The organism is uncultured Brevundimonas sp. (assembly GCF_947305955.1).
Lineage (GTDB): Bacteria > Pseudomonadota > Alphaproteobacteria > Caulobacterales > Caulobacteraceae > Brevundimonas.
This window is the reverse complement of the sequence record NZ_CAMZFB010000049.1, coordinates 1-22105: the sequence shown is the minus strand read 5'-3', so window position 1 is coordinate 22105 and position 22105 is coordinate 1. Positions and strand designations below refer to the sequence as shown.

At 62.7% G+C, this 22105-nt stretch carries 23 protein-coding genes; 8 read left to right on the top strand and 15 right to left on the bottom strand.

What is annotated here, in order from left to right; all coding sequences use genetic code 11:
• From Q0Y42_RS11765 to dprA, 3 genes are all read left to right on the top strand, one after another.
• A partial coding sequence (locus tag Q0Y42_RS11765; RefSeq protein ID WP_297803962.1) for an amidohydrolase family protein occupies positions 1-263 on the top strand: 263 nt, incomplete at its 5' end.
• Positions 264-275: 12 nt separating this feature from the next.
• The gene (gene plsY / locus Q0Y42_RS11760; protein WP_297803960.1) at positions 276-926 is read left to right on the top strand and encodes a glycerol-3-phosphate 1-O-acyltransferase PlsY; all 651 of its coding nucleotides are present in this window, start codon (positions 276-278) and stop codon (positions 924-926) included.
• Positions 923-2011: a DNA-processing protein DprA gene (gene dprA, locus Q0Y42_RS11755; RefSeq protein WP_297803957.1), complete on the top strand. Its 1089-nt coding sequence runs from the start codon at positions 923-925 to the stop codon at positions 2009-2011. Before plsY ends, dprA begins: the two co-directional genes overlap by 4 nt.
• A 6-nt stretch (positions 2012-2017) precedes the next feature.
• Here dprA and Q0Y42_RS11750 read toward each other — a convergent pair whose 3' ends face one another.
• Complete coding sequence (locus Q0Y42_RS11750) at positions 2018-2221, bottom strand: hypothetical protein (RefSeq protein ID WP_297803955.1); 204 nt, start codon at positions 2219-2221, stop codon at positions 2018-2020.
• A gap of 154 nt (positions 2222-2375) precedes the next feature.
• On the opposite strand from Q0Y42_RS11750, the gene topA reads away from it, so the two are divergent.
• From topA to Q0Y42_RS11735, 3 genes are all read left to right on the top strand, one after another.
• Positions 2376-4979 (top strand): type I DNA topoisomerase, encoded by a 2604-nt coding sequence (topA, locus tag Q0Y42_RS11745; RefSeq protein WP_297803953.1) that lies wholly within the window; start codon positions 2376-2378, stop codon positions 4977-4979.
• 274 nt (positions 4980-5253) lie between these two features.
• The gene (locus tag Q0Y42_RS11740) at positions 5254-6825 is read left to right on the top strand and encodes a DEAD/DEAH box helicase (protein WP_297803951.1); all 1572 of its coding nucleotides are present in this window, start codon (positions 5254-5256) and stop codon (positions 6823-6825) included.
• An 82-nt stretch (positions 6826-6907) separates the two neighbouring features.
• On the top strand, positions 6908-7969 hold the full coding sequence (locus Q0Y42_RS11735) for a diguanylate cyclase (RefSeq protein WP_297803949.1): 1062 nt from the start codon (positions 6908-6910) through the stop codon (positions 7967-7969).
• A gap of 27 nt (positions 7970-7996) precedes the next feature.
• On the opposite strand, the gene Q0Y42_RS11730 is transcribed toward Q0Y42_RS11735, so the two are convergent.
• Genes Q0Y42_RS11730 through Q0Y42_RS11680 form a run of 11 tightly spaced genes read right to left on the bottom strand, consistent with a single transcriptional unit; the run spans position 7997 to position 17347 of the window.
• Positions 7997-8818, bottom strand: coding sequence for a MetQ/NlpA family ABC transporter substrate-binding protein (locus Q0Y42_RS11730; protein WP_297803946.1), 822 nt, complete (start codon positions 8816-8818; stop codon positions 7997-7999).
• 18 nt (positions 8819-8836) lie between these two features.
• Complete coding sequence (locus tag Q0Y42_RS11725) at positions 8837-9493, bottom strand: methionine ABC transporter permease (protein ID WP_297803944.1); 657 nt, start codon at positions 9491-9493, stop codon at positions 8837-8839.
• The gene (locus Q0Y42_RS11720) at positions 9493-10491 is read right to left on the bottom strand and encodes a methionine ABC transporter ATP-binding protein (protein WP_297803941.1); all 999 of its coding nucleotides are present in this window, start codon (positions 10489-10491) and stop codon (positions 9493-9495) included. The genes Q0Y42_RS11725 and Q0Y42_RS11720 overlap by 1 nt, the downstream gene beginning before the upstream one ends.
• Positions 10488-10886 carry an iron-sulfur cluster assembly accessory protein gene (locus Q0Y42_RS11715; protein WP_297803939.1) on the bottom strand — a complete coding sequence of 133 codons (399 nt, stop codon included), beginning with the start codon at positions 10884-10886 and terminating at the stop codon, positions 10488-10490. The genes Q0Y42_RS11720 and Q0Y42_RS11715 overlap by 4 nt, the downstream gene beginning before the upstream one ends.
• Positions 10887-10891: 5 nt before the next feature.
• Positions 10892-11290, bottom strand: a complete 399-nt coding sequence (locus Q0Y42_RS11710) for an SUF system Fe-S cluster assembly protein (RefSeq protein WP_297803964.1) — start codon at positions 11288-11290, stop codon at positions 10892-10894.
• Positions 11291-11295: 5 nt separating this feature from the next.
• Positions 11296-12534, bottom strand: coding sequence for a cysteine desulfurase (locus tag Q0Y42_RS11705; RefSeq protein ID WP_297803937.1), 1239 nt, complete (start codon positions 12532-12534; stop codon positions 11296-11298).
• Positions 12513-13532, bottom strand: a complete 1020-nt coding sequence (locus Q0Y42_RS11700; RefSeq protein WP_297803934.1) for a SufD family Fe-S cluster assembly protein — start codon at positions 13530-13532, stop codon at positions 12513-12515. The genes Q0Y42_RS11705 and Q0Y42_RS11700 overlap by 22 nt, the downstream gene beginning before the upstream one ends.
• On the bottom strand, positions 13529-14278 hold the full coding sequence (sufC, locus tag Q0Y42_RS11695) for a Fe-S cluster assembly ATPase SufC (protein WP_297803932.1): 750 nt from the start codon (positions 14276-14278) through the stop codon (positions 13529-13531). The genes Q0Y42_RS11700 and sufC overlap by 4 nt, the downstream gene beginning before the upstream one ends.
• A gap of 13 nt (positions 14279-14291) precedes the next feature.
• A complete protein-coding gene (sufB, locus tag Q0Y42_RS11690; protein ID WP_297803930.1) occupies positions 14292-15758 on the bottom strand; it encodes a Fe-S cluster assembly protein SufB in 1467 nt (488 codons plus the stop codon).
• 3 nt (positions 15759-15761) lie between these two features.
• The gene (locus tag Q0Y42_RS11685; RefSeq protein ID WP_297803928.1) at positions 15762-16898 is read right to left on the bottom strand and encodes a cysteine desulfurase family protein; all 1137 of its coding nucleotides are present in this window, start codon (positions 16896-16898) and stop codon (positions 15762-15764) included.
• Positions 16895-17347, bottom strand: a complete 453-nt coding sequence (locus Q0Y42_RS11680) for an Rrf2 family transcriptional regulator (RefSeq protein WP_297803926.1) — start codon at positions 17345-17347, stop codon at positions 16895-16897. The genes Q0Y42_RS11685 and Q0Y42_RS11680 overlap by 4 nt, the downstream gene beginning before the upstream one ends.
• A 161-nt stretch (positions 17348-17508) precedes the next feature.
• On the opposite strand from Q0Y42_RS11680, the gene Q0Y42_RS11675 reads away from it, so the two are divergent.
• On the top strand, positions 17509-18159 hold the full coding sequence (locus Q0Y42_RS11675) for an alpha/beta hydrolase (protein ID WP_292053088.1): 651 nt from the start codon (positions 17509-17511) through the stop codon (positions 18157-18159).
• 120 nt (positions 18160-18279) lie between these two features.
• Here the strand turns inward: Q0Y42_RS11675 and Q0Y42_RS11670 are convergent, their stop codons facing one another.
• The 3 genes from Q0Y42_RS11670 to Q0Y42_RS11660 are packed head-to-tail and all read right to left on the bottom strand — an operon-like array spanning position 18280 to position 21083.
• The gene (locus Q0Y42_RS11670) at positions 18280-18945 is read right to left on the bottom strand and encodes a DUF6624 domain-containing protein (RefSeq protein ID WP_297803923.1); all 666 of its coding nucleotides are present in this window, start codon (positions 18943-18945) and stop codon (positions 18280-18282) included.
• Between the two features lie 12 nt (positions 18946-18957).
• The gene (locus Q0Y42_RS11665; RefSeq protein ID WP_297803920.1) at positions 18958-19917 is read right to left on the bottom strand and encodes a DMT family transporter; all 960 of its coding nucleotides are present in this window, start codon (positions 19915-19917) and stop codon (positions 18958-18960) included.
• Positions 19917-21083: an anhydro-N-acetylmuramic acid kinase gene (locus Q0Y42_RS11660; RefSeq protein ID WP_297803918.1), complete on the bottom strand. Its 1167-nt coding sequence runs from the start codon at positions 21081-21083 to the stop codon at positions 19917-19919. Before Q0Y42_RS11660 ends, Q0Y42_RS11665 begins: the two co-directional genes overlap by 1 nt.
• A gap of 180 nt (positions 21084-21263) precedes the next feature.
• Between Q0Y42_RS11660 and tyrS the strand changes: the two genes are divergently transcribed.
• Positions 21264-22105, top strand: an 842-nt coding sequence (gene tyrS / locus Q0Y42_RS11655) for a tyrosine--tRNA ligase (RefSeq protein WP_297803916.1), incomplete at its 3' end; no start/stop codon positions are given.

The following is a 22105-nucleotide window of genomic DNA, read 5'->3' as shown; positions in this document are numbered from 1 at the left end:
ACCATGAGAACGGCATCGACCTGATCGACGTGCTGCGCCCGCTGACCCACGGTCCGGCCAGCCTCCTTGGCCTCGACAGCGGTGTGATCGCCGAGGGCGCACCGGCGGACCTTGTCCTGTTCGACGCGGGCGCGCCCATCGTCGTGGATGCCGCCCTGCTGAAGTCCAAATCCAAGAACTCGCCGTTCGACGGTCGCCGCCTGCAAGGCAAGGTCTTGCTCACCATCGTCGACGGCCGCATCGTCCACGATCAACGCCAATAGGAGCGAATCAAAGTGCAGGATCTCGCGGCACCCGCCGCAGCGACACTCGGACTGGTCACCGTGGCCGGATATCTCTTGGGCTCCATCCCGTTCGGGGTGGTCCTGACGCGCGCCTTTGGCGCCGGTGATGTCCGCCAGATCGGATCGGGCAATATCGGCGCGACGAACGTACTTCGCACCGGTCGCAAGGATCTCGCCATCGCTACCCTGCTGCTGGACGCGGGCAAGGGCGCGGCTGCGCTCCTGCTCGCCCGCTGGCTGACGGGCAGTGATCTGGCGGCTGCGCTGGCGGGCGGTGCCGCCTTCCTGGGCCACCTCTATCCGGTTTGGCTCAAGTTCAAGGGCGGCAAGGGCGTCGCGACCTTCTATGGTCTGATGCTCGCCGCCACGTGGCAGCTGGGTTTGGCTGCGGCGGCCATCTGGCTGCTGTGCGCCTTCCTTTTCCGCATTTCGTCCCTGGCAGCGCTGATTTCGGCGGCTGTCACCCCGCTTCTGGCGCTGTCCCTGCTCAAGGTCGGGATTGATGTGCCAAAGCCGATCTTCCTGCTCTCGATCTTCTCGGCGGTCCTGACCTGGTTCCGTCACCACGAGAACATCGCCCGCTTGGCCAAGGGTCAGGAGCCCCGCATCGGGGCCAAGAAATCAGGGCAAACCAAAGCATGACGGCCCTGCCGGAGGCCGAGCGTATTGCCCGCCTCCGGCTGGCGCGGACCGAGAAAATCGGTCCCGTCACCTTTTCCCAGTTGATCCAGAAATTCGGCACGGCGGTCGATGCGATTGACCGCCTGCCCGACCTCGTCAAACGCTCTGGCCGTTCCGCCTACCGTGTGCCCAGCGTCGATGACGTCACCCCCGAACTCGAGCGTGGCCATGCCTATGGCGCAAGGCTGTTGGTGCTGGGCGATGCGGCCTATCCGGCACGACTGGCTGCGATTGATCCACCGCCGCCTGTTCTTTGGACCAAGGGCCGAACCGACCTCCTGAATACCGAAGCGGTCGCCATCGTCGGCGCACGCATCGCCTCGGCGGGCGGCATCCGCATCGCCCGCAGCTTGGCGCAGGACCTTGGCCAGCACCATTACACCGTGGTCTCCGGCCTTGCCCGCGGCATCGACACAGCCGCCCATCTGGGCAGTCTCGAAACCGGAACGGTCGCTGTGCTGGGCGGCGGCGTCGACGATATCTATCCGCCCGAGAATGCCGACCTTCATGCCCGCATCGGTACCGAGGGCTGTATCGTCTCGGAAAGCCCGATGGGCGCGCGGGCACAGGCGCGCGATTTCCCGCGTCGCAACCGCATCATCTCTGGGCTGTCGCGCGGCACGGTTGTCGTGGAGGCCGAGCTAAAGTCCGGCTCGCTTATCACGGCGCGGCTGGCCGCCGAACAAGGCCGCGATGTGTTTGCTGTACCCGGCTCTCCACTCGATCCGCGCACACGCGGCACCAATGATCTGCTGCGTCAGGGGGCCATTCTCTGCGAAGGTATCGAGGACATCGAGCGTGCTTTCACCACCCTGCGGACCCTGTTCGAGCCTTCGGTCACCCCTTCTTTCGAGCCTGCCAACGAAGACTGTGCGCCGGACCTATTGGAACAGATTGCGGCGCTGCTGTCTCCCGTTCCCACCCCGACAGACGAAATCGCCCGCGCTCTGGGTGTCAGCGCCTCTGTCGTGGCGGGTGCCCTATTGGAGCTTAGCCTAACCGACCGTGCCTCCTTACTGCCCGGTGGCTTGGTGGCCAGCGCCTAGATGGGCCTAAATCTCACGACGTCGCGCCACATCGGATGCCACTTCCAGCAGGCAAGCCAGCTTCTCGTCGCCCTGTGCCCTCGCCATGCCAGCCAGTTCCAACGAGATGTCGCCAACATATTCGCGCATTTGGGCCACGCCGTATGGGGACATCTCGGAAACAAGAGCGGTATCGTCCTTATCGGAGGACTTGCGACGCAAATTCGGCATAGACCAACTCCACAACCCCAGCTTCACCGTTGGTATAACCTGAGGTTGTAAATAATTGCAGTACACCCGTGTAAATAGCACTTTATATCATGGCGCATTGACATATTGGTCGGTCACCACCACGTTCGCGCCCCCATTTCCCTGATTGAGCGTCATGAATCTCGTTATCGTCGAGAGCCCCGCGAAGGCCAAAACCATCAACAAGTACCTCGGCTCGGACTATAAAGTCCTGGCGTCGTACGGCCATATCCGCGACCTGCCGTCCAAGGACGGCTCTGTCCTGCCTGACGATGACTTCGCCATGCATTGGGAAGTGGATTCCAAGGCCACCAAACGCCTGTCGGAAATCGCCGAGGCGGCCAAGAAGGCTGACCGCGTTATTCTCGCCACCGACCCCGACCGCGAGGGAGAGGCGATCAGCTGGCACGTTCTGGAGGTCCTGAACAAGAAGAAGGCGCTGAAGGACACCGAGGTCGAGCGCGTGACGTTCAACGCGATCACCAAGTCGGCGGTCCTCGAAGCCATGGCCAATCCGCGCCAAGTGGATATGGAGCTGGTCAACGCCTATCTGGCGCGCCGTGCGCTGGACTATCTGGTGGGCTTCAACCTGTCTCCGGTTCTGTGGCGCAAGCTGCCGGGCGCACGCTCGGCAGGCCGTGTGCAGTCGGTTGCCCTTCGCATCGTCGTCGATCGCGAAATGGAGATCGAGAAGTTCAAGCCGCAGGAATACTGGTCGGTCGAAGCCGACCTGATCGCCGACAGCCCGCCCTTCACCACCCGTCTGGTCAAGCACGAGGGCAAGCGCGTCCAGCGCCTGGACATCGTGTCGGAGGCCATGGCCACCGCTGCCCGCAACGCGATCAGCAGCGGCGACTTCACGATCAAGTCGGTCGAGAAGAAGCCAGCCAAGCGCTCGCCTGCCCCGCCGTTCACCACTTCGACCCTGCAACAGGAAGCCGCCCGCAAGCTCGGCTTCACGGCCCAGCGCACCATGCAGGCCGCGCAAAAGCTGTATGAAGGCGTGGACGATACCGGCGGTCTGATCACCTATATGCGTACCGACGGCGTTTACGTGACGCCGGAAGGCATCGCACAAGCCCGCGAGGCCATCGCCGAACGCTTCGGCCCCGCCTACGTCCCGTCCGAGCCGCGCTATTACAAGACCAAGGCCAAGAACGCCCAAGAGGCGCACGAAGCCATCCGTCCGACCAACATCCTGCGCCACCCCGACTCCCTGCGTCTGGAGAGCGACCTGCAGCGTCTGTACGAGCTGATCTGGAAGCGCATGATCGCGTCGCAGATGGAAAGCGCCCGTCTGGACCGCACCACGGTCGAGATCGAAACGCCCGACGGCCAGACCGGCCTACGCGCGACCGGTCAGGTCGTGGTGTTCGACGGCTTCATCGCCGCCTATGAAGAAGGCCGCGACGACAAGCAGAAGGGCGCCGAGGACGACGAGGACGAAGGTGGCCGCCTGCCCGCGCTGAAGGAAGGCGCGAAGGCACAGGTCCAGGCTATCCGCACCGACCAGCACTTCACCGAGCCGCCCCCGCGCTTCTCGGAAGCCACCCTGGTCAAGAAGCTGGAAGAGCTGGGCATCGGCCGTCCGTCGACCTATGCCTCGATCCTGTCGACCCTGCGCGACCGCGAATACGTCCGCATGGACAAGGGCCGCTTCTATCCGGAAGACAAGGGCCGTCTGGTCACCGCCTTCCTCGAGCAGTTCTTCACCAAATGGGTGGAATACGACTTCACCGCCGCGCTGGAGACCCAGCTCGACGAAGTGTCGGCGGGTGACCTCGACTGGAAGGCCCTGCTGCGCTCGTTCTGGGAAGACTTCCACGCCGCGACCCAAGCCGCGGGCGAGCTTCGTACCACGGCCATCCTCGATCACCTGAACGAGGCACTGGGCGCGCACATCTTCCCGGACAAGGGCGATGGCCGCGATCCGCGTCTTTGCCCCGTCTGTAACGAGGGCCAACTCAGCCTGAAGACCAGCCGTTTCGGTGCCTTCATCGGCTGCTCGCGCTATCCGGACTGCAAATACACCCGTCCGGTCGCCTCGCCAGACGCCGCCGAGGGCGGTGCCGAAAGCGGTGACCGCGAACTGGGCGTCGATCCGGCGACGGGCAAGGCCGTACAGCTCAAGATCGGCCGTTTCGGTCCGTACGTTGAAACCGAGGCCGCCGAGGAAGGTGCCAAGCCGCGCCGTTCCAGCCTGCCCAAGGGTTGGTCACCGGCTTCGATCGACCTCGATCGCGCCCTGAAGCTGCTCAGCCTGCCGCGTGTCGTGGGTGAACACCCCGAAGACGGCAAACCGATCACCGCCGGTCTTGGCCGCTTCGGTCCGTTCGTGGCCCACGATGGCACCTATGCCAATGTCTCGGACATCGAAGAGGTGTTCGAGGTCGGTCTGAACCGCGCTGTGGCCCTGCTGGCCGAGAAGCGCGCGGGCCGTGCTGCCCGTGGCGCTGCCGCTGCACCGCTCAAGGAACTGGGCAACCACCCCGAGGATGGTGCCGCCGTTCAGGTCATGTCGGGCCGCTATGGTCCCTATGTGAAATGGAACAAGGTCAACGCCACCCTGCCCAAGGGTACCGAGCCTGATGACATGACGCTGGAAGCGGCCCTACCGCTGCTGGCTGCCAAGGCTGGCGCGGCTCCGAAGAAGAAGGCTCCGGCCAAGAAGGCAGCGGCCCCCAAGAAGGCCGCCGCGGCCAAAAAGCCGGCAGCAGAAAAGAAACCTGCCGCCAAGTAACCGGCGGCTAAAAAGACTGCGGCCAAGAAAGACGCCTAAGAGACAAGGCCGGATCAGCCATCGCGCTGATCCGGCTTTTCTTTGTCCGGAAGCGGCTTTGCCGACTAAAGACAGCAATCCGGTTCGCCGAAAAAAGTTGACTGTGGCGTAGGGCTTTCCATATACCGCCGCATGCTCGGAGCAGGACTGGCGATGCGCGCCGCCCGCTCGCCCAAGAGGGGCGGCTCCGTCAGCAAAAGACGTCGTTGACGTTATTCTCTGTCCTTAGGACTACATGACCGAGTTTTCCAAGCTGGGCCTCTCGCCCACGATCCTTCAAGCTGTAGCCGATACCGGCTACACCGACGCCACGCCGATTCAGGCGCAGGCGATCCCTGTCGCTCTGACCGGCCTTGACGTTCTGGGCATCGCCCAGACCGGCACCGGCAAGACCGCCGCCTTCACCCTCCCCCTGATCGAACGCCTCTCGACGGGCCGCGCCCGCGCCCGTATGCCGCGCGCCGTTGTGCTTTGCCCGACCCGCGAGCTGGCCGATCAGGTCGCCGAGAACTTCGCCAAATACGCCCACGGCACGCGCCTCAGCTGGGTGCTGCTGATCGGTGGCGTGTCCATGGGTGATCAAGTCGCTCTGCTGAACAAGGGCGTCGACGTGCTGATCGCCACGCCGGGCCGCCTGCTGGACCTGTTCGAGCGCGGCAAGATCCTGCTCACCGGCGTCGAAATCATGGTCGTCGACGAAGCCGACCGCATGCTCGACATGGGCTTCATTCCCGATATCGAGCGCATCTTCAAACTGACGCCGCCGCGCCGCCAGACCCTGTTCTTCTCGGCCACCATGCCGCCGGAAATCACGCGCCTGACGCAGCAGTTCCTGAAGAACCCGACCCGTATCGAAGTGTCGCGTCCGGCCCAGACCGCCGACACCATCACCCAATATCTGACCCGCCTGCCGGTTTCCGATCCCAAGGCCAAGCGCACCGCGCTTCGCATGCTGATCGAACGCTCACAGGTCCAGAACGGCATTGTCTTCTGCAACCGCAAGTCGGACGTGGACATCGTTGCCAAGTCGCTGACCGTCCACGGTTTCGACGCCGCACCGATTCACGGCGATCTGGATCAGTCCACCCGTATGCAAACCCTGCAAAAGTTCCGTAATGGCGAACTGAAGCTGCTGGTCGCATCGGACGTGGCCGCACGCGGTCTGGACATTCCGGAAGTCAGCCACGTCTTCAACTATGACGTCCCGCACCACGCCGACGATTACGTCCACCGCATCGGTCGTACGGGTCGCGCTGGCCGCACCGGCGAAGCCTTCATGCTGGCCACCCCTGCCGACGACAAGTCGCTCGACAAGGTGTTGAAGCTGATCAAGAAGGATCCGGTCGAGCTGGCGCTGGAAGGCGTCGACTTCGCTGCCATCAAGGATCGTGCGCCGCGCAGCAAGGACGAAGGCCGCTCTGGCCGTGGCCGTCGCGAACGCACCCGCGAGCCCAAGCCGGAAACAGCCGAGGTCGCAGCCGTGGAAGCCGAAGCTGTCGAAGCCTCTGCTCCGACCGAGGCCAAGGAAGAGCGCCGTCCGCGCCGCTCGCGCAGCCGCCGCAAGCCTGAAGCCACTTCGGAAGTCGCCGCTGAAACCGTCGCCGTCGAGGCAACGGGTGAAGAGGCTCCGGCTGCCGTCGAAGCTGAGGTCGAGGCTGCGCCCTCGCGCTCCAACCGTGGCCGCAGCCAGGACAACCGCAAGTCGCGCAACGCCGCCGAAAAACCGGAAGGCATCGCGACCCACAGCGTGGCTTTCGGGGACGATATCCCCGCATTCCTGCGTCGTCCGGTCGTTTTTCCGGCTTAACACCTTTTACGCCCAAGCTTAACCTACAGGTTACGTGTTATCCCGTAGGTTGCACTCCAGAACTTCTGGGGGGGACATGCTCATGGGTGAGCAGGTGGATACGGCCGTCCGCGGCCCGCAAGCCTTTGCGTTGGCGCGTACGACCATCGACAAGATGGAAGCCGCCAAAATCTGGCCAACACCGCTCAACTATGAGCTTTGGCTCCACTACGTCTCGCAGCCGCACAGCCCGCTGGGTCAGGAAATCCTGCGGCTGCTGGACACCGACACGCCGTTCACCGATGCCGTCGCTGAAATGCTGGCGACGGAATATCTGCCGCGCAGCCGCCTGTCCGAAGAAATCCGCGATGCCGGTGCGGTGCTGAACCGCGAACTGGCGGCTGTGGCGACCGCCATCGACAAGGCCCGCGAGATGCAGATGCAGTACGCGGACACGCTCAGCGACGCCCAGACCCATTTTGACAATACCGAAGCGCCGACCACCTTGGCCGAGGTTGTCGATGTGCTGTCGCGCGCCACGCGCCGCATCCAGCGCCACACCATCGTTTTGGAAAAGCGGCTTGAATCCTCACATACTGAGGTGAACAAGCTCCGGACCCATCTGGAACAGGTGCGCCGTGACGCCATGACGGATGCCTTGACCAATCTGGCGAACCGCAAGGCATTCGACGAGCAGCTTGCCTCGCTCTGCGAGGAAGCCGATGCAAGTGGATCAGCCGTGACGCTGGCCGTCATCGACATCGATCATTTCAAACGCTTCAACGACACCTGGGGCCACCAGACGGGTGATCAGGTGCTGCGTTACGTCGCCGCTGCGATTGCGCGCCTTGCTCATCACCCGCGTATTGCCGCGCGTTATGGCGGTGAGGAGTTCGCCGTCGTATTTCCCGGCGAAATGGCCAATGACGTTGAGGCCGCGATCAACACGCTTCGGGCCGAGATTGCATCGCGCGCTCTGCGTCGTCGCTCGACCAATGAAGATCTGGGCATTGTGACCATTTCGGCGGGCCTGGCGACGCGCGGCACAAACGAAAGCCCGCTCCAACTGATGGAACGGGCCGATGCCGCGCTTTATGTCTCGAAGCGCAATGGCCGCAACCGCGTCACCAGCGCCGAAAATTCGCTCGAAGAAACTGCCGCCTGATAAGGCGGCAGCCGCTTCAAAAACCTATCATTGGGCCGGAATGACCGCGCCCTCGTACTTCTGCGCGATGAAGGCGCGAACCGCCTCGCCGCGCAGCGCATTGTTCAGCGCCACAATGCGCGGATCGGTCTTGTTGTCCTCACGCGCCACGACGTAGTTCACGTAGGGGCTGTCAGCGCCTTCCAGCGACAGTGCATCACGACGCGGCAGAAGGCCGGCATCGAGCGCATAGTTGGTGTTGATCACCGCAGCGTCGACCTGGGGCAAGATACGCGGGATAGTGGCCGCTTCGACTTCGCGGAACTTCAGACCTTTGCGGTTGTCCTTGACGTCCGCCACGGTCTGTAGCGCATTCTCGCCCTTACGCAGGGTGATCAGGCCAGCCGATTGAAGCAGCAGCAACGAACGGCCCGTGTTCGACGCATCGTTCGGCAGAACGATCTCGGCACCGTCCGGAAGCTGCGCCAGCGCCGTATATTTCTTGGAATACAGACCCAGCGGCTCGACGTGGATGCCCGCCACCGTCACCAGATTGGTGCCACGGGCGGCGTTGAACTCGTCCAGATAAGGCTTGGTCTGGAAATAGTTGGCATCCAAACGGCGCTCGGCCAGTTGCACGTTCGGCTGCACGTAGTCGTTGAAGACCTTGATATCCAGCGTAACGCCCTCGGCGGCCAGAAGCGGGCGGACCTTTTCCAGGATTTCCGCATGCGGCACAGCGGTCGCGCCGATCTTAAGCGGCTTGGAGGTGTCCACCTCGCCGCCTTCTCCGCCCTTACCGCATGCCGCCAGTAGTCCAACGGCAGCAAACGCAGCGGCATTCAGCAGGATCGAGCGACGAGCAATCATAAACAGCCTCGGTAAAAATCAGCGGTGAGACACCTTAGCGACAAGCCAGTCGCCAAGCATCTGTAGAATCTGGACCATGACCAATAGCAGAACTACGGTGACAATCATCACGTCCGTTTGGAAACGCTGATAGCCGAAGCGGATGGCCAGATCGCCCAATCCGCCAGCGCCCACCACGCCTGCCATGGCCGTATAGCCCACCAGTGCAATCGCCGCGACGGTGGCACCGGCGATGATGCCGGGCAAGGCCTCGGGCAGCAGCGCACGCGTGACAATCTGCCACGTGCTGCCCCCCATGGCCTGAGTGGCCTCGACAACACCGTGATCGACCTCGCGCAGGGCATTCTCGACCAGGCGGGCATAGAACGGCGCCGTGCCGACAACCAGCGGCGGAATGGCCCCCGCCACCCCCAGCGACGTGCCGACCAGAAGCACCGTCACCGGCAGCATCACGATCAACAGGATAATGAAGGGCAGCGACCGCAAGACGTTCACCATGAACGACAGCACACTGTTCAGCAGCGGGCTCGCAGCCAGTCGCCCCTTGCCCGACAGAAACAGCAGCACGCCCAGCGGGATACCGATAGCCACCGTCAGCACCAGCGATCCCGCCAGCATCAGAACCGTGTCCAACGTCGCCTGCGCGATATCGCCCCAATCCACATTATCGAACATCAGCGGCCTCCGACGGTTTCAACGCCGACACCGCGCTCGGCCAACTGCTTCAAGGCCGCGTCGGCATCGCCATCGGTAAAGGCGACAACCAGCTGGCCGCACGGAACGCCGCGAATACGGGCAATGCGTCCCGACAGGATGGAATAGTCGACACCCACGGTACGGGCCACGCGGCTCAGTTCCGGCTCATAGGTCGACGTGCCCTGGAAGACCAAACGGGCTACACGCGCATTTGCGGGTACCGAAGCATCATCAAAGCCATCATCGCTTTCCGCCAGCATGGCTTGTGTGACGGGATGTTGCGGGCGCAGGAAGACATCGACTGTATCGCCCTGCTCCACAATCCTGCCGTCCTTCAGAACAGCCACGCGATCGCACACACGGCGCACCACCTCCATCTGGTGGGTGATCATGACGATGGTCAGGCCCAGTTCGCGGTTCAACTGCTCCAGCAGGCCGAGAATGTCCTCGGTCGTCTCGGGATCCAGCGCACTGGTCGCCTCGTCGCACAGCAGCACATCAGGGCCGCAGGCCAACGCGCGGGCGATGCCGACACGCTGTTTCTGGCCACCCGAAAGCTGGTGGGGGTATTTCTTGGCATGTTCGGCTAAGCCCAGACGCGCCAGAAGTTCGGTCGTACGAGTCTTCACCTCGGCGGCGGGGCGTCCCTCCAGCCGAAGCGGAAACGCCACATTGTCCTCGATGGTCTTGGAGGCCAACAGGTTGAAGTGCTGGAAGATCATCCCGATCTTGCGACGCGCCGTCCGCAACTGTGCGGGGTTCAGCGCGGTGATCTCCTGATCGCCGACAAACACCTTGCCGCCATCGGGTGTTTCCAGCCGGTTGATAGTGCGGATCAGGGTGGACTTGCCCGCACCCGAGCGTCCCACTACGCCGAAAATCTGACCACGCTCTACGTGCAGATCAACGGAATCCAGAGCCACGCGTTCGCCCGCGCGGCTCTGGTAGCGGCGTGTGACGCCCTCCAGACGGATCATAAAGCCTCGGTACTGGTAGCCGGAATGATGGTGACGCTCTCACCACAACCGCAGGCGTCTGTCTCGTTAGGGTTTCTAAAGACGAATTTAGAAGACATGCGGGTCGTTTCGAAGTCGATTTCCGACCCCACAAGGAACAGGACGGCCTTGGGCTCGATCAGCACGACCGCGCCCTTGTCCTCAACCACCTCATCCAGCGGCTCGATGCTTTCGGCGTAGGCAAAGGTGTATTCCTGCCCCGCGCAGCCGCCGTTCTTCACGCCGACGCGCAGGCCCACACACGGGCGGTCGGCATTGGCCATCAGCTCGCGCACGCGTGCCGCCGCCGCCTCGGTCAGGGTGACGACCTTGGGACGTGGACGGCGCGGACGGGTGGAGGTCTGAAGTTCGGTCATGACAATCAGAACATGTTCAGGGCCAGTTTGGCCTCATCGGACATACGCGACTGATCCCACGGCGGATCGAACACCAGATTGACGTGGGCGGACTTGATGCCCTCCACCTTCATGACGGCACCTTCGACCCAGCCGGGCATTTCGCCCGCCACCGGACAGCCCGGCGCGGTCAGGGTCATGTCGATGACCACATCTTTGTCGTCCGACACATCGACCGTGTAGATGAGGCCCAGCTCATAGATGTCGACCGGAATTTCTGGATCGTACACGGTCTTGAGCGCCGCGATCAGATCATCGGTCAACTTGTCCAGCTCGGCCTGCGACAGAGCGCTTTTCTGCGGCTCGTTCCAGCTGTCGGCAAAGGTCGGGCTGTCGGTGATCGCGTTTTCGGTCTTGGCGTCCATGGTCGTCACACAAAGAAGTTCCGCGCCTTGATCAGCGCATCGGCGAAGGCATCAACCTCCTCCACCGTATTATATAGGGCGAACGAGGCGCGGGTGCTCGACGTCACGCCCATTCTTTTGGCCAATGGCTCGGCACAGTGCAGACCCGCCCGTACGGCCACGCCGTAACGGTCCATGATCTGGGCGATGTCGTGGGCGTGCGCGCCTTCGACCGTAAAGGTCAGCAGGGCACCCCTCCCTTCGGCCGTGCCGATGATCCGCAGCCAGTTCAGGCCGCCCAGACGCTCGATCGCACGCTCATACAGCGCCTGCTCGTGAGCAATGACCGCCTGCGGGTCAAAGCCCATCAGCCAGTCCAGAGCCACGCCCAGACCCACGGCCTCGACGATCGGCGGGGTACCGGCCTCGAAGCGGTGCGGCGGCTTGGCGTAGGTGATGCGTTCCTGCTCGACCGTCTCGATCATCTCGCCACCGCCCTGATACGGCGGCAGGGCCTCAAGAGCCTCGGTCGTGCCGTACAGCGCGCCGATCCCCGTCGGGCCATAAAGCTTGTGTCCGGTGATGACATAGAAGTCGCAGCCGATGGCCTGAACATCGGGCGCGGCGTGAACAGCACCCTGACAGCCGTCGATGACCACCTTGGCACCGACCTGATGCGCCAGACGCGAAATCTCGGCGACAGGGTTGATGGTGCCCAACACGTTCGACATGTGCGTAACCGCAACCACCTTGGTGCGCGGGTTCAGCATGGCTTCGAAGGCCGCCATGTCGAGAGAACCATCATCCTTGATCGGCGCAAAGCGCAGAACCGCGCCCTTGCGCTCGCGCAGCAGGTGCCACGGCACGATGTTGGAATGGTGCTCCATCTCGGTGACGATGATCTCGTCACCTTCCTCGATGGAAAGGCCCAGACCGTTGGCGACCAGATTGATCGCCTCGGTACCGCCCTTGGTCCAGACGATGTTCTCGGGCGAAGGCGCGTTCAGGAATTTCGCCACCACGCCACGTGCCGCCTCAAAGGCTTCGGTCGCCTCGTTCGACAGGGTGTGCAGGCCACGGTGAACATTGGCATAGCCGTTGGACATCATTTCGACGAAGCGGTCGATGACCACCTGCGGCTTCTGGGCCGAGGCGGCATTGTCCAGATAGACCAGCGGACGGCCGTTCACCTGACGCGACAGGATCGGGAACTGTTCCCGCACGGCATAGGGATCGAAGGTCTTCACAGTCGTTCCGTCAGCCATTGGCCCACCCGTTCACGGATATCCTCAGCCTCGATGCGATCGATCACTTCGATCAGGAAGGCCTGCGTCAGCAGGGCGCGAGCTTCCTCAACGGTGATGCCGCGCGCTTGCATGTAGAACAGGGCGGCTTCATCCAGAGTGCCGACGGTGTTTCCGTGCGCGCACTGGACGTCATCGGCATAGATGATCAGCTCAGGCTTGGCGTCGATCTCGGCACGCTCGCCCGCGATCAGAGCATTGTGGGCCATGCGGGCGTCGGTGCCATCGGCCCCGCGCTCGACGATGATCTTGCCTTGAAACACACCGCGCGAGGCTTCGCGGGCCACGCCCTTGGTCAACTGGCTGGTGGTGCCATTGGCGGCCAGATGGTCCACCACGCTGGTCAGGTCCGTATGACGCGAACCGTTCAGCACATAGACGCCATCCAGACGGGCATCGGCACCTGCGGCGTGGTGCGCCAGACGGGTTTCGATGCGCTGCAGCTTCGCGCCGGTCGCGATCACGGTCTGGGCCAGCTTGGCCTCGGGCGCGAGATCGATTTCGGCGTCGATAATCGAAACGGCGTCCGCCACGTCGTCGGTGATGACGATACGGGTCAGGCTGGCACCGCTCTCGACCTTGTAGGTCAGGCGGATCTGCGAGGCATAAGCCGCGCCCGCACCTTCATAGGTTTCGACAACCGTCAGCGCAGCACCCGACGGAACCCTCACATCGAACGATCCCATGTGAGCCGTGGCCGTGGCATCCGACACCACGCGCAGGGCAAACGTCTGCGATCCGGTGGCGACAAAGCCAGTGTCGTTACAGCGACCGTTGGCGATCACCACAACCTTGTCCGCCAGATCGTCGAACGAACCGGCAGAGGTGACCGATACAGCAGGCGACAGTTCAGGCACATCACGAAGAATACGCACCAAATCACTGTATTTCCATGCCTCAACGCGGCGCGACGGATAGGTCGCGGCGTCGAACAGGTTCAACTTAGCCGATGCGCTCACGCGGCGCTCGGAAGGTATTTGTCATAGCCTTCCGCCTCGAGCTGCAGGGCCAGCTCCGGTCCGCCCGAAGCCACGATGCGGCCACCGGCCAGAACGTGGACGCGGTCCGGTTTGATGTAGTCCAGCAGGCGCTGGTAGTGGGTAATGACCAGCATGGAGCGGTCCTCGCGGCGCAGGGCGTTCACGCCTTCCGACACGATACGCAGGGCGTCGATATCAAGGCCCGAGTCCGTTTCATCAAGGATCAGCAGCGACGGCTGAAGCACAGCCATCTGCAGGATTTCCATGCGCTTCTTCTCGCCCCCCGAGAAGCCCACGTTCAGAGGACGCTTCAACATGTCGAAGTCCATCTTCAGGGCCTTCGAGGCTTCCTTGACCAGCTTCAGGAACTGGGGAGCCGACACTTCGTCTTCGCCACGCTGGCGGCGCTGAGCGTTCAGGGCCGTACGCACGAAGGTCATGGCGGGAACACCCGGGATTTCCACCGGATACTGGAACGACAGGAAAACACCCGCGGCGGCGCGTTCCGCCGGATCGAGGTCCAGAAGGTTGACGCCGTTCCACGTGACCGAACCTTCGGACACCTCATAGTCGGGGCGGCCCGCGATGGTGTTGCCCAGCGTCGACTTGCCCGCACCGTTCGGGCCCATGATGGCGTGAACCTCGCCCGCCGGCACTTCCAGCGACAGGCCTTTCAGGATGGCCTTTTCTTCGACCGATGCGTGAAGGTTATCAATCTTAAGCATTGTTTTTATTACCTTAGCCCACCGAGCCTTCAAGGCTGATGGCTACGAGTTTTTGCGCCTCTACGGCGAATTCCATCGGCAGTTCCTGCAGCACGTCGCGCACGAAACCGTTCACCAGCAAGGCCACAGCCTCTTCTTCCGACAGGCCGCGCTGCTGGGCATAGAACAGCTGATCCTCGGACAGACGGGTGGTCGTCGCCTCGTGCTCCATCTGGGCCGAGCCGTTCTTGGCCTCGATGTACGGGATGGTGTGCGAACCGCACTCCTTGCCGATCAGCAGACTGTCGCACTGGGTGAAGTTGCGGACGTTCTCGGCCTTGGGGTGAACCGAGACCAGACCACGATAGGTCGAGTCCGATTTGCCCGCCGACACCGCCTTGGCGATGATGCGCGACTTCGAGTTCTTGCCGAGGTGGATCATCTTCGTGCCGGTATCGGCCTGCTGATGACCATTGGTGATGGCGATCGAATAAAACTCGCCCGAGCTTTCCTCGCCCTTGAGGATGCAGGACGGATATTTCCACGTGACGGCCGAGCCGGTTTCCACCTGCGTCCACGACACCTTGGAACGGTCACCGCGGCAGTCCGCGCGCTTGGTCACAAAGTTGTAGATGCCGCCCTTGCCCTCGGCATCGCCGGGGTACCAGTTCTGGACCGTCGAGTATTTCACCTCGGCGTCGTCCAGGGCGACGATTTCCACCACTGCGGCGTGCAGCTGGTTCTCATCGCGCATCGGCGCGGTGCAGCCTTCCAGATAGGAAACATACGCGCCCTTGTCGGCGATGATCAGGGTGCGCTCGAACTGGCCGGTCTGGCTGGCATTGATGCGGAAATAGGTCGACAGCTCCATCGGGCAACGGACACCCGGCGGCACATAGACGAACGAGCCGTCCGAAAATACGGCGCTGTTCAGGGCGGCGAAATAGTTGTCCGAGACCGGAACGACCGATCCCAAATATTGACGCACAAGGTCAGGATATTCGCGCAAAGCCTCGGAAATAGGCATGAAAATCACGCCCGCCTTGGCCAGCTCTTCCTTGAAGGTGGTCACGACCGAGACACTGTCGAACACGGCGTCCACGGCAACCTTGGGCGCACCCTGCACGCCCGCCAGCACTTCCTGCTCTTTCAGCGGAATGCCCAGCTTGGCATAGACTTCGAGCAACTCGGGATCGACCTCGTCCAGCGACTTCGGCCCGTCCTTCTTTTTCGGCGCGGCGTAGTAGTGCAGATCCTGATAATCGACCGGCTCGTACTTCACCGCTGCCCAGGTCGGCTCTTCCATGGCCAGCCAGCGTTCATAGGCCGCCAGACGCCATTCCAGCATCCATTCCGGCTCACCCTTTTTTTCGGAGATGAAGCGGATGATGTCGGGGTTCAGACCCTTGGGCGCGAACTCCTGCTCGACCTCGGAAGTGAAGCCGTATTTATACCGTTCCAGATCGGCGACGGTGTCGATGGTTTCTTTAACAGCAGCCATAAGTTACGCGACTTTCTTCACACCGGACGGATGGCGCGACTGGTGCTTTTCCCAAGCCGCAACCCAGGCATCGGCAAAGCGAACCCAGTCGCCTTCGACCGTGCCCCAGCCACCTGAAATTCGAACCCCGCCAGTCGCAAGATGATCCAGCCCCATGGCAACCATGGTCTTGGACGGTTTCACCTTGCCCGACGAACATGCGGAACCGGCAGAGATCATGACCCCCGCCAGATCCAGAGTGATCAACTGTTGCGGGCTGTCCCAGCCCTCGACAGCCATGAACAATGTGTTGGGCAGACGCGGCGCGCCCTCACCCACAATAGTGGCCCCTGCCGCCTTCACGCGGGCCTCGGCAGCATCACGCCATGCCGAGTGATCGGCACCCTCGGCCATTTCGCGCTGGACGCACAGGGCCGCCGCACCAAAGCCTGCGATGCCCGGTACATTTTCCGTACCGGCACGCAGGCCACGCTCCTGCCCCGCACCGTGGACGATGCGGACTGCGCTGTGCCCCTCAGCCACAACCAGCGCACCGACGCCCTGCGGGCCGCCGATCTTGTGTGCCGACAGGGTGACCGTATCGGCACCCAGCTTGCGGATATCGACCTCGATCTTGCCCAGCGTCTGGATGGCATCGACGTGCATCCAGCCACCGTGTGCATGGACGAGTTCCGCCGCCTGTTCGACAGGCTGGATCACGCCGCTTTCGTTATTGGCGTGGTGCAGGGCCACAAAGCTGCGCGGACCGCTCTCAAGCGCGACTTTCAGCCATTCCAGATCAGCCAGCCCAAGACCGTTCACCGGCATGACTTCCACCGGCACGCCCGCATGGGCAGCGGCTTCAGCGACACAGGGGTGTTCGGTCGCACTGACGATCACACGCTCGCAACCAGCGGCGATGGCGCTGGCGATGGCCTGCGCGTTGGATTCCGTGCCGCCCGAGGAAAAGATGATCGACGTCGCGTCCGCGCCGACCAGTTCGGCCACGGCAGCGCGCGACGTCTCGACACGCGCACGGGCCTTGCGCCCCAGCGCATGCACCGCAGACGGATTGCCGCCCGGCGACATGGTCTCCAGAACAGCATCGCGCACCTCGGGCCGAACCAGCGCAGAGGCGTTGTAATCCAGATAAATACTCATGCGGCTGCGTTGACCTGCGCGTTGCGGCGCTCGCGAAGACGGTTCTTCACCACGTCTTCCAACGAAACACTCGACAGATAGCGATGGATTTCGGCACCCAGATCTTCCCAGAGATTGTGGGTGATGCAGCGTTCGCCCGCCATCATACAGCCGCCAGCCTTCGCATGGCTTTCGCAACGGGTGGCACGGATCGGCTCATCGACGGCCAGCACAATGTCGGCGACCCAGGTCTCGGACGTCGGGCGAGCCAGACGATAGCCACCACCCGGACCGCGCACACTGGTGACCAGATCGGCTTTACGCAGGCGCGCAAACAGCTGTTCCAGATAGGAGAGCGATATTTCCTGACGCGCAGCGATTTCGGCCAGCGACACCGCCCTGTCCGCGCCATTGCGCGCCAGATCGGCCATCGCCATCACCGCATAACGACCCTTTGTTGAAAGGCGCATCGAAATCCTCAAAAAATGCACGCTTTTCAGGGTTGTTGTGGTAGAACCCGCGCCCTTACAGGCGAATGCGCGACACAGTGAGGCTTTAGAAAGTCCTACTGCGTTAGTCAAGTATTCCGCCGCGATGAAATACATGTTGAACGACAGGGACTCTGCGATCCATGCCTGAAGTCATTCTTCCCGGTGCAGCTGGCCGTATCGAAGGCCGTTATTCGCCGGGCAAGCGCCCCAATGCTCCGATCGCGCTGATCCTGCACCCCCACCCCAAGGCGGGTGGCCACATGAACAATCCGGTGGCCGTCACCCTGCACAAGCTGTTCGTGGACCGTGGCTTCGCCACCCTGCGCTACAATTCGCGCGGCGTAGGCAAGTCGCAGGGCGAGTTCGACAGCGGCATCGGTGAACTGGCCGATGCGGCCACCGCTCTGGACTGGCTGCAAGCCAACAACCCCGCCGCCACCCAGACGTGGGTCGCCGGTTATCAGTTCGGTGCCTATATCGGCATGCAGCTGCTGATGCGCCGTCCGGAAACCGACGGCTTCATCTCGGTGTCGCCGCCGTCGAACATCTACGACTTCAGCTTCCTCGCCCCCTGCCCGGCCTCGGGCCTGTTCCTGCACGGCACCGCCGACACGGTCGTCCCGCCGGTGGAAGTCGAGCGCGTGGTCAACAAGCTGCGCACCCAAAAGGGTATCGTCATCGACTACGAACTGGAAGAAGGCGCTTCGCACTTCTGGCAGGACCACATGGGCGCCGTCGAGCGCCGCGTCGGTGCCTATCTGGACAAGCGTCTGGAAGAAAAACCGGCATAATGCCGGAGGCGACGGCTTAGGCCGTCGCGCCCCTATGCTCGCCCCGCGGGGGCTCGCGACTTGAGGGGCAACGAGACAAAAAGTTGAAAGGGCGCGCTTCCATTAGAGGCGCGCCCTTTTCTATTGGCAGGGCATGGAGGCGAAACCGCCCAGATATTCAGCGTGGGTATCAGGGAAGCCCATTTCACGACGCCGCTCATCGACGGTTTCAGGCGCTTCCAACTCCAGTACCACCCATTGCCCGTTCTGGCAGGTCACCTGAGAGCCATAACGTTGCGGCTTTCCTTCGGCCAATGCCAAGCGGTCGTACATCAATGCGTATGACGGGCCAGAGATTTCTCCCGCAGCGACCAGCGGCTCAAGTACCGGCACGAAACGCTGCCAAGTTTCCAGATTGGAATGCTGGACGACCAGAAACGCGGTCGTCGCAACTTCGTCGCCATACCGACTACGCAGATACCACCCTTCCGGCGGAAGGTGATCGAGGACGACCTGAAGGTTTAGCGGGTCCTGCTCGTACATAAAGGCTCTGACCTCGCCCAACGCCTTCGATTTCTCGTCGGGCGACAGGTCGGACTGCATGATGTCGCCCATTCTCATGCGCGGCTGTTGGTCCAGTACATAGACGCTGGCGAACCGCGTCTTGAGATCGGCGTCGGCGGGCAGACTTTCCAGCTTGGCCCGCTCCTGCTCCATCCGCTCGATAAAGGGCGAAGCGGATGTTTCGGCTTGCGGCTGTGCGCAGCCGCCCAGACAAAGCAAGGCCAGCGCAAACCAATAGACCATCGTAGCCTCCGTTCAGTGCTCCGCGTCGCGCTCCACGATGGCGGCTGGCCTGTGCGCGCGTACGCACCAGATCACACTAACCACCATAAGGATGATGGCAATGATCTCGAGAACGGTCGGGCCGCGCTTTTCCCAGATGAAGCCGTAAAGGAAGGCAAACAGGGTCTCGAACACGATCATCTGGCCCAGCATCGTCAGGGGCAACAAACGGCTGGCCCTGTTCCAGAAGGCATTGCCCACGACCGAGGCCAGCACCGCGATACCGAAGCTGACCGCCAGAAAACGCGGCCAGAAGCTCGTGGGGAGATCGCCCATAGTCAGGGCCGCAACCGGCACCAATAGGAGCGCCAAGCCGCCCGTCACCACGCCAGTCAGCAGTGACCAGTCGTGAGAACTGACGTTGTCCATCTTGACCATCCAGCGGCTGTTGCCGACGGCATAGGCGGTCCACAGCACCAAGGCGACCAGGGCCGCAAACAGGCCGATAGCGACAGATACGCCACTGGCATCATCCGCTACGTGCCCGCAAGTAATGCTCACGAAACCGATCAAAACGATGGCCCCCGACGCAACAGCGATGGGCGGCCCGACCTTGATCAGTGGCGGCGAGTTCTTGTCGCGCAGCCCCCACAGAGCCACCACGACGGGAACGGCACCGACGATCAGCGCGGATGCCGCAACGCCCGCGTAATGGACCGCGACCACCAGACACAGGTAATAGAGGATGTTCCCCGCCAGACTGAGCCAAATCAGCGCCAGCCAAGCCTTGGAATCCAGCAACGGGACCAATCGCTTCCAACGCGGTGCGATCAGCATGGCGGCGATCAGGCCATAAGCGATGTAACGGCCTGCCGACATAAGGAATGGTGAGGCTTCCGGCGCGAATTTAGGAGCCAGAAACACCAGCCCCCACATCGCCCCTGCACCGGCTCCACTCAGAACGCCCCAAAACCTCGGATTAGAGAGGTCCATCAGATTTCGTCCGGCTCAAATCCAGGCTCGTCACCCGGATAGACAGTGCGGCCACCCGTCATGGCCTGTTTGACGCCCGTGGTACCAGGGAAGCTGATCGGCAGGCCCAGATGGCTGCGAGCCGCCAGATAGGCAAAGGCCTCGGCCTCGATCGCATCGCCGCGCCAGCCCTTGTCCTCTGCGGTGGCGACGGGAACGGACAGCCGCTCGCGGATCGCCTCCATCAGGGCGGGGTTGTGGCGTCCACCGCCGCACATGATCACCTCGCGCGGCGCTTCGCTGCAACGGGCCACGCCCAGCGCCACAGCCTCTGCGGCAAAGGCCGTCAGGGTCGCCGCCGCGTCCTCGGTCTTCAGATGCTCGACCGGATCGAGCGAGAAGTCGAAGCGATCCAGCGACTTCGGGCCAGTTGCGGCGAAATAGGGATGCGACAGATATTCCTTCAGGACATCGGCATCCACAGCCCCCGCACGGGCCAGCTTGCCGCCGTCATCCATGCGTTTGCGCAGGCGCGACTGGACCAGCAGGTCCACCATGCCATTGGCCGGACCGGTATCGAAGGCTTCCAGCTCACCATCACTGCGGATCAGGGTGATGTTGCCGACGCCGCCAAGGTTCAGAACCGCAACCGGCCCCGTCAGCCCCGAATAGCGGACCAGCGCCGCGTGATAGACAGGGGCCAGCGGCGCGCCCTGCCCGCCCGCGGCTACATCGGCGGTGCGGAAATCGTGCACGACCGGAAGGCCAAGGCCGTCTGCCACCGAAATAGCGTCGATCAGCTGAACGGTGCGGCCCGGCTGCTCGGCGGTCGGCGCTTCATGCAGCACCGTCTGGCCATGCACGCCGACCAGATCCAGCGCTGACGATTTCACGCCGTTCATGGCCATAAAGCCCATGGCCGCCGCCAGATGGGCATCGGCAATCGCATAGCGGGCGTCGTCAAAGCTCTCAGGCTCTTCCTCGTCCCGTTCCCAGTCGAACGCGTCCTCGATGGCGTATTCCACCGCCTCGCGAGTTTCGGCATCCAGCTTCATCTCGCCACTGGGGCCGAAGCCGAGAATGTCATGTCCGTCCGTCTCGATCACGGCCATATCCACGGCATCCAGAGAGGTGCCGGTCATGAAGCCGAGGACGCGAAGGGTCTTGGGGGAAGCCTGTTCAGTCATGGCGCTTGACTGCCACGGACAGCAAACTGTAGCTAGGCCCCATGATCGTGCGTGACGTTCTTTTCGTGACCTATTATTACGGCCTCGCCTAAGCGAGCGGCCGCGATCAATGCCGCCCTACCCTTGGCGGCTTATTTCCCCGGAACATGGCCGCCAGTTTCTGACTGTAACGGATCTGCCATGACCGAGACCGCCTTCAAGTCCGAGTTTCTGAAAACGCTTCAGGAGCGCGGCTATATCCATCAGATCACGCACCCGACCGAACTGGACGAGGCTGCAACCAAGGGCGTTGTCACCGGCTATATCGGCTTTGACGCGACGGCACCGTCGCTGCACGTCGGCTCGCTGATCCAGATCATGATGCTGCGCCGCCTTCAACAGGCTGGCCACAAGCCTGTTGTCCTGATGGGCGGCGGCACCACCCGCGTCGGCGATCCGACCGGCAAGGACACCTCGCGTCCGCAACTGACCGACGAAACCATTCAGGCCAACATCGACGGCATCAAAAAGGTCTTTGCCAAATTCCTGAAGTTCGGCGACGGCCCGACCGACGCCATCATGCTGAACAATGACGACTGGCTGTCGCAATACGGCTACATCCAATTCCTGCGCGACTTCGGCACCCACTTCACCGTCAACCGCATGCTGAGCTTCGACTCGGTCAAGCTGCGCCTTGAGCGCGAGCAGCCGATGACCTTCCTCGAGTTCAACTACATGCTGATGCAGTCGGTGGACTTCCTCGAGCTGAACCGCGCCCACAACGTCACCCTGCAAATGGGCGGCTCGGACCAGTGGGGCAACATCACCTCGGGCGTCGATCTGGTGCGTCGCGTGGACCAGAAGTCGGCCTTTGGCCTGACCACCCCGCTGCTGACGACCGCATCGGGCGGCAAGATGGGCAAGACCGCTGGCGGTGCCATCTGGCTGAACGAAGAGCAGCTCAGCCCGTACGACTACTGGCAATTCTGGCGCAACGTCGAAGACGCCGACGTGGGCCGCTTCATGCGCCTGTTCACCGACCT

Bases quoted from the DNA above. Each gene is read 5' to 3' on its own strand.
- dprA (WP_297803957.1), top strand. From the start codon at position 923: ATGACGGCCCTGCCGGAGGCCGAGCGTATTGCCCGCCTCCGGCTGGCG.
- Q0Y42_RS11750 (WP_297803955.1), bottom strand. From the start codon at position 2,221: ATGCCGAATTTGCGTCGCAAGTCCTCCGATAAGGACGATACCGCTCTT.
- topA (WP_297803953.1), top strand. From the start codon at position 2,376: ATGAATCTCGTTATCGTCGAGAGCCCCGCGAAGGCCAAAACCATCAAC.
- Q0Y42_RS11740 (WP_297803951.1), top strand. From the start codon at position 5,254: ATGACCGAGTTTTCCAAGCTGGGCCTCTCGCCCACGATCCTTCAAGCT.
- Q0Y42_RS11735 (WP_297803949.1), top strand. From the start codon at position 6,908: ATGGGTGAGCAGGTGGATACGGCCGTCCGCGGCCCGCAAGCCTTTGCG.
- Q0Y42_RS11730 (WP_297803946.1), bottom strand. From the start codon at position 8,818: ATGATTGCTCGTCGCTCGATCCTGCTGAATGCCGCTGCGTTTGCTGCC.
- Q0Y42_RS11725 (WP_297803944.1), bottom strand. From the start codon at position 9,493: ATGTTCGATAATGTGGATTGGGGCGATATCGCGCAGGCGACGTTGGAC.
- Q0Y42_RS11720 (WP_297803941.1), bottom strand. From the start codon at position 10,491: ATGATCCGTCTGGAGGGCGTCACACGCCGCTACCAGAGCCGCGCGGGC.
- Q0Y42_RS11715 (WP_297803939.1), bottom strand. From the start codon at position 10,886: ATGACCGAACTTCAGACCTCCACCCGTCCGCGCCGTCCACGTCCCAAG.
- Q0Y42_RS11710 (WP_297803964.1), bottom strand. From the start codon at position 11,290: ATGGACGCCAAGACCGAAAACGCGATCACCGACAGCCCGACCTTTGCC.
- Q0Y42_RS11705 (WP_297803937.1), bottom strand. From the start codon at position 12,534: ATGGCTGACGGAACGACTGTGAAGACCTTCGATCCCTATGCCGTGCGG.
- sufC (WP_297803932.1), bottom strand. From the start codon at position 14,278: ATGCTTAAGATTGATAACCTTCACGCATCGGTCGAAGAAAAGGCCATC.
- sufB (WP_297803930.1), bottom strand. From the start codon at position 15,758: ATGGCTGCTGTTAAAGAAACCATCGACACCGTCGCCGATCTGGAACGG.
- Q0Y42_RS11685 (WP_297803928.1), bottom strand. From the start codon at position 16,898: ATGAGTATTTATCTGGATTACAACGCCTCTGCGCTGGTTCGGCCCGAG.
- Q0Y42_RS11680 (WP_297803926.1), bottom strand. From the start codon at position 17,347: ATGCGCCTTTCAACAAAGGGTCGTTATGCGGTGATGGCGATGGCCGAT.
- Q0Y42_RS11675 (WP_292053088.1), top strand. From the start codon at position 17,509: ATGCCTGAAGTCATTCTTCCCGGTGCAGCTGGCCGTATCGAAGGCCGT.
- Q0Y42_RS11670 (WP_297803923.1), bottom strand. From the start codon at position 18,945: ATGGTCTATTGGTTTGCGCTGGCCTTGCTTTGTCTGGGCGGCTGCGCA.
- Q0Y42_RS11665 (WP_297803920.1), bottom strand. From the start codon at position 19,917: ATGGACCTCTCTAATCCGAGGTTTTGGGGCGTTCTGAGTGGAGCCGGT.
- Q0Y42_RS11660 (WP_297803918.1), bottom strand. From the start codon at position 21,083: ATGACTGAACAGGCTTCCCCCAAGACCCTTCGCGTCCTCGGCTTCATG.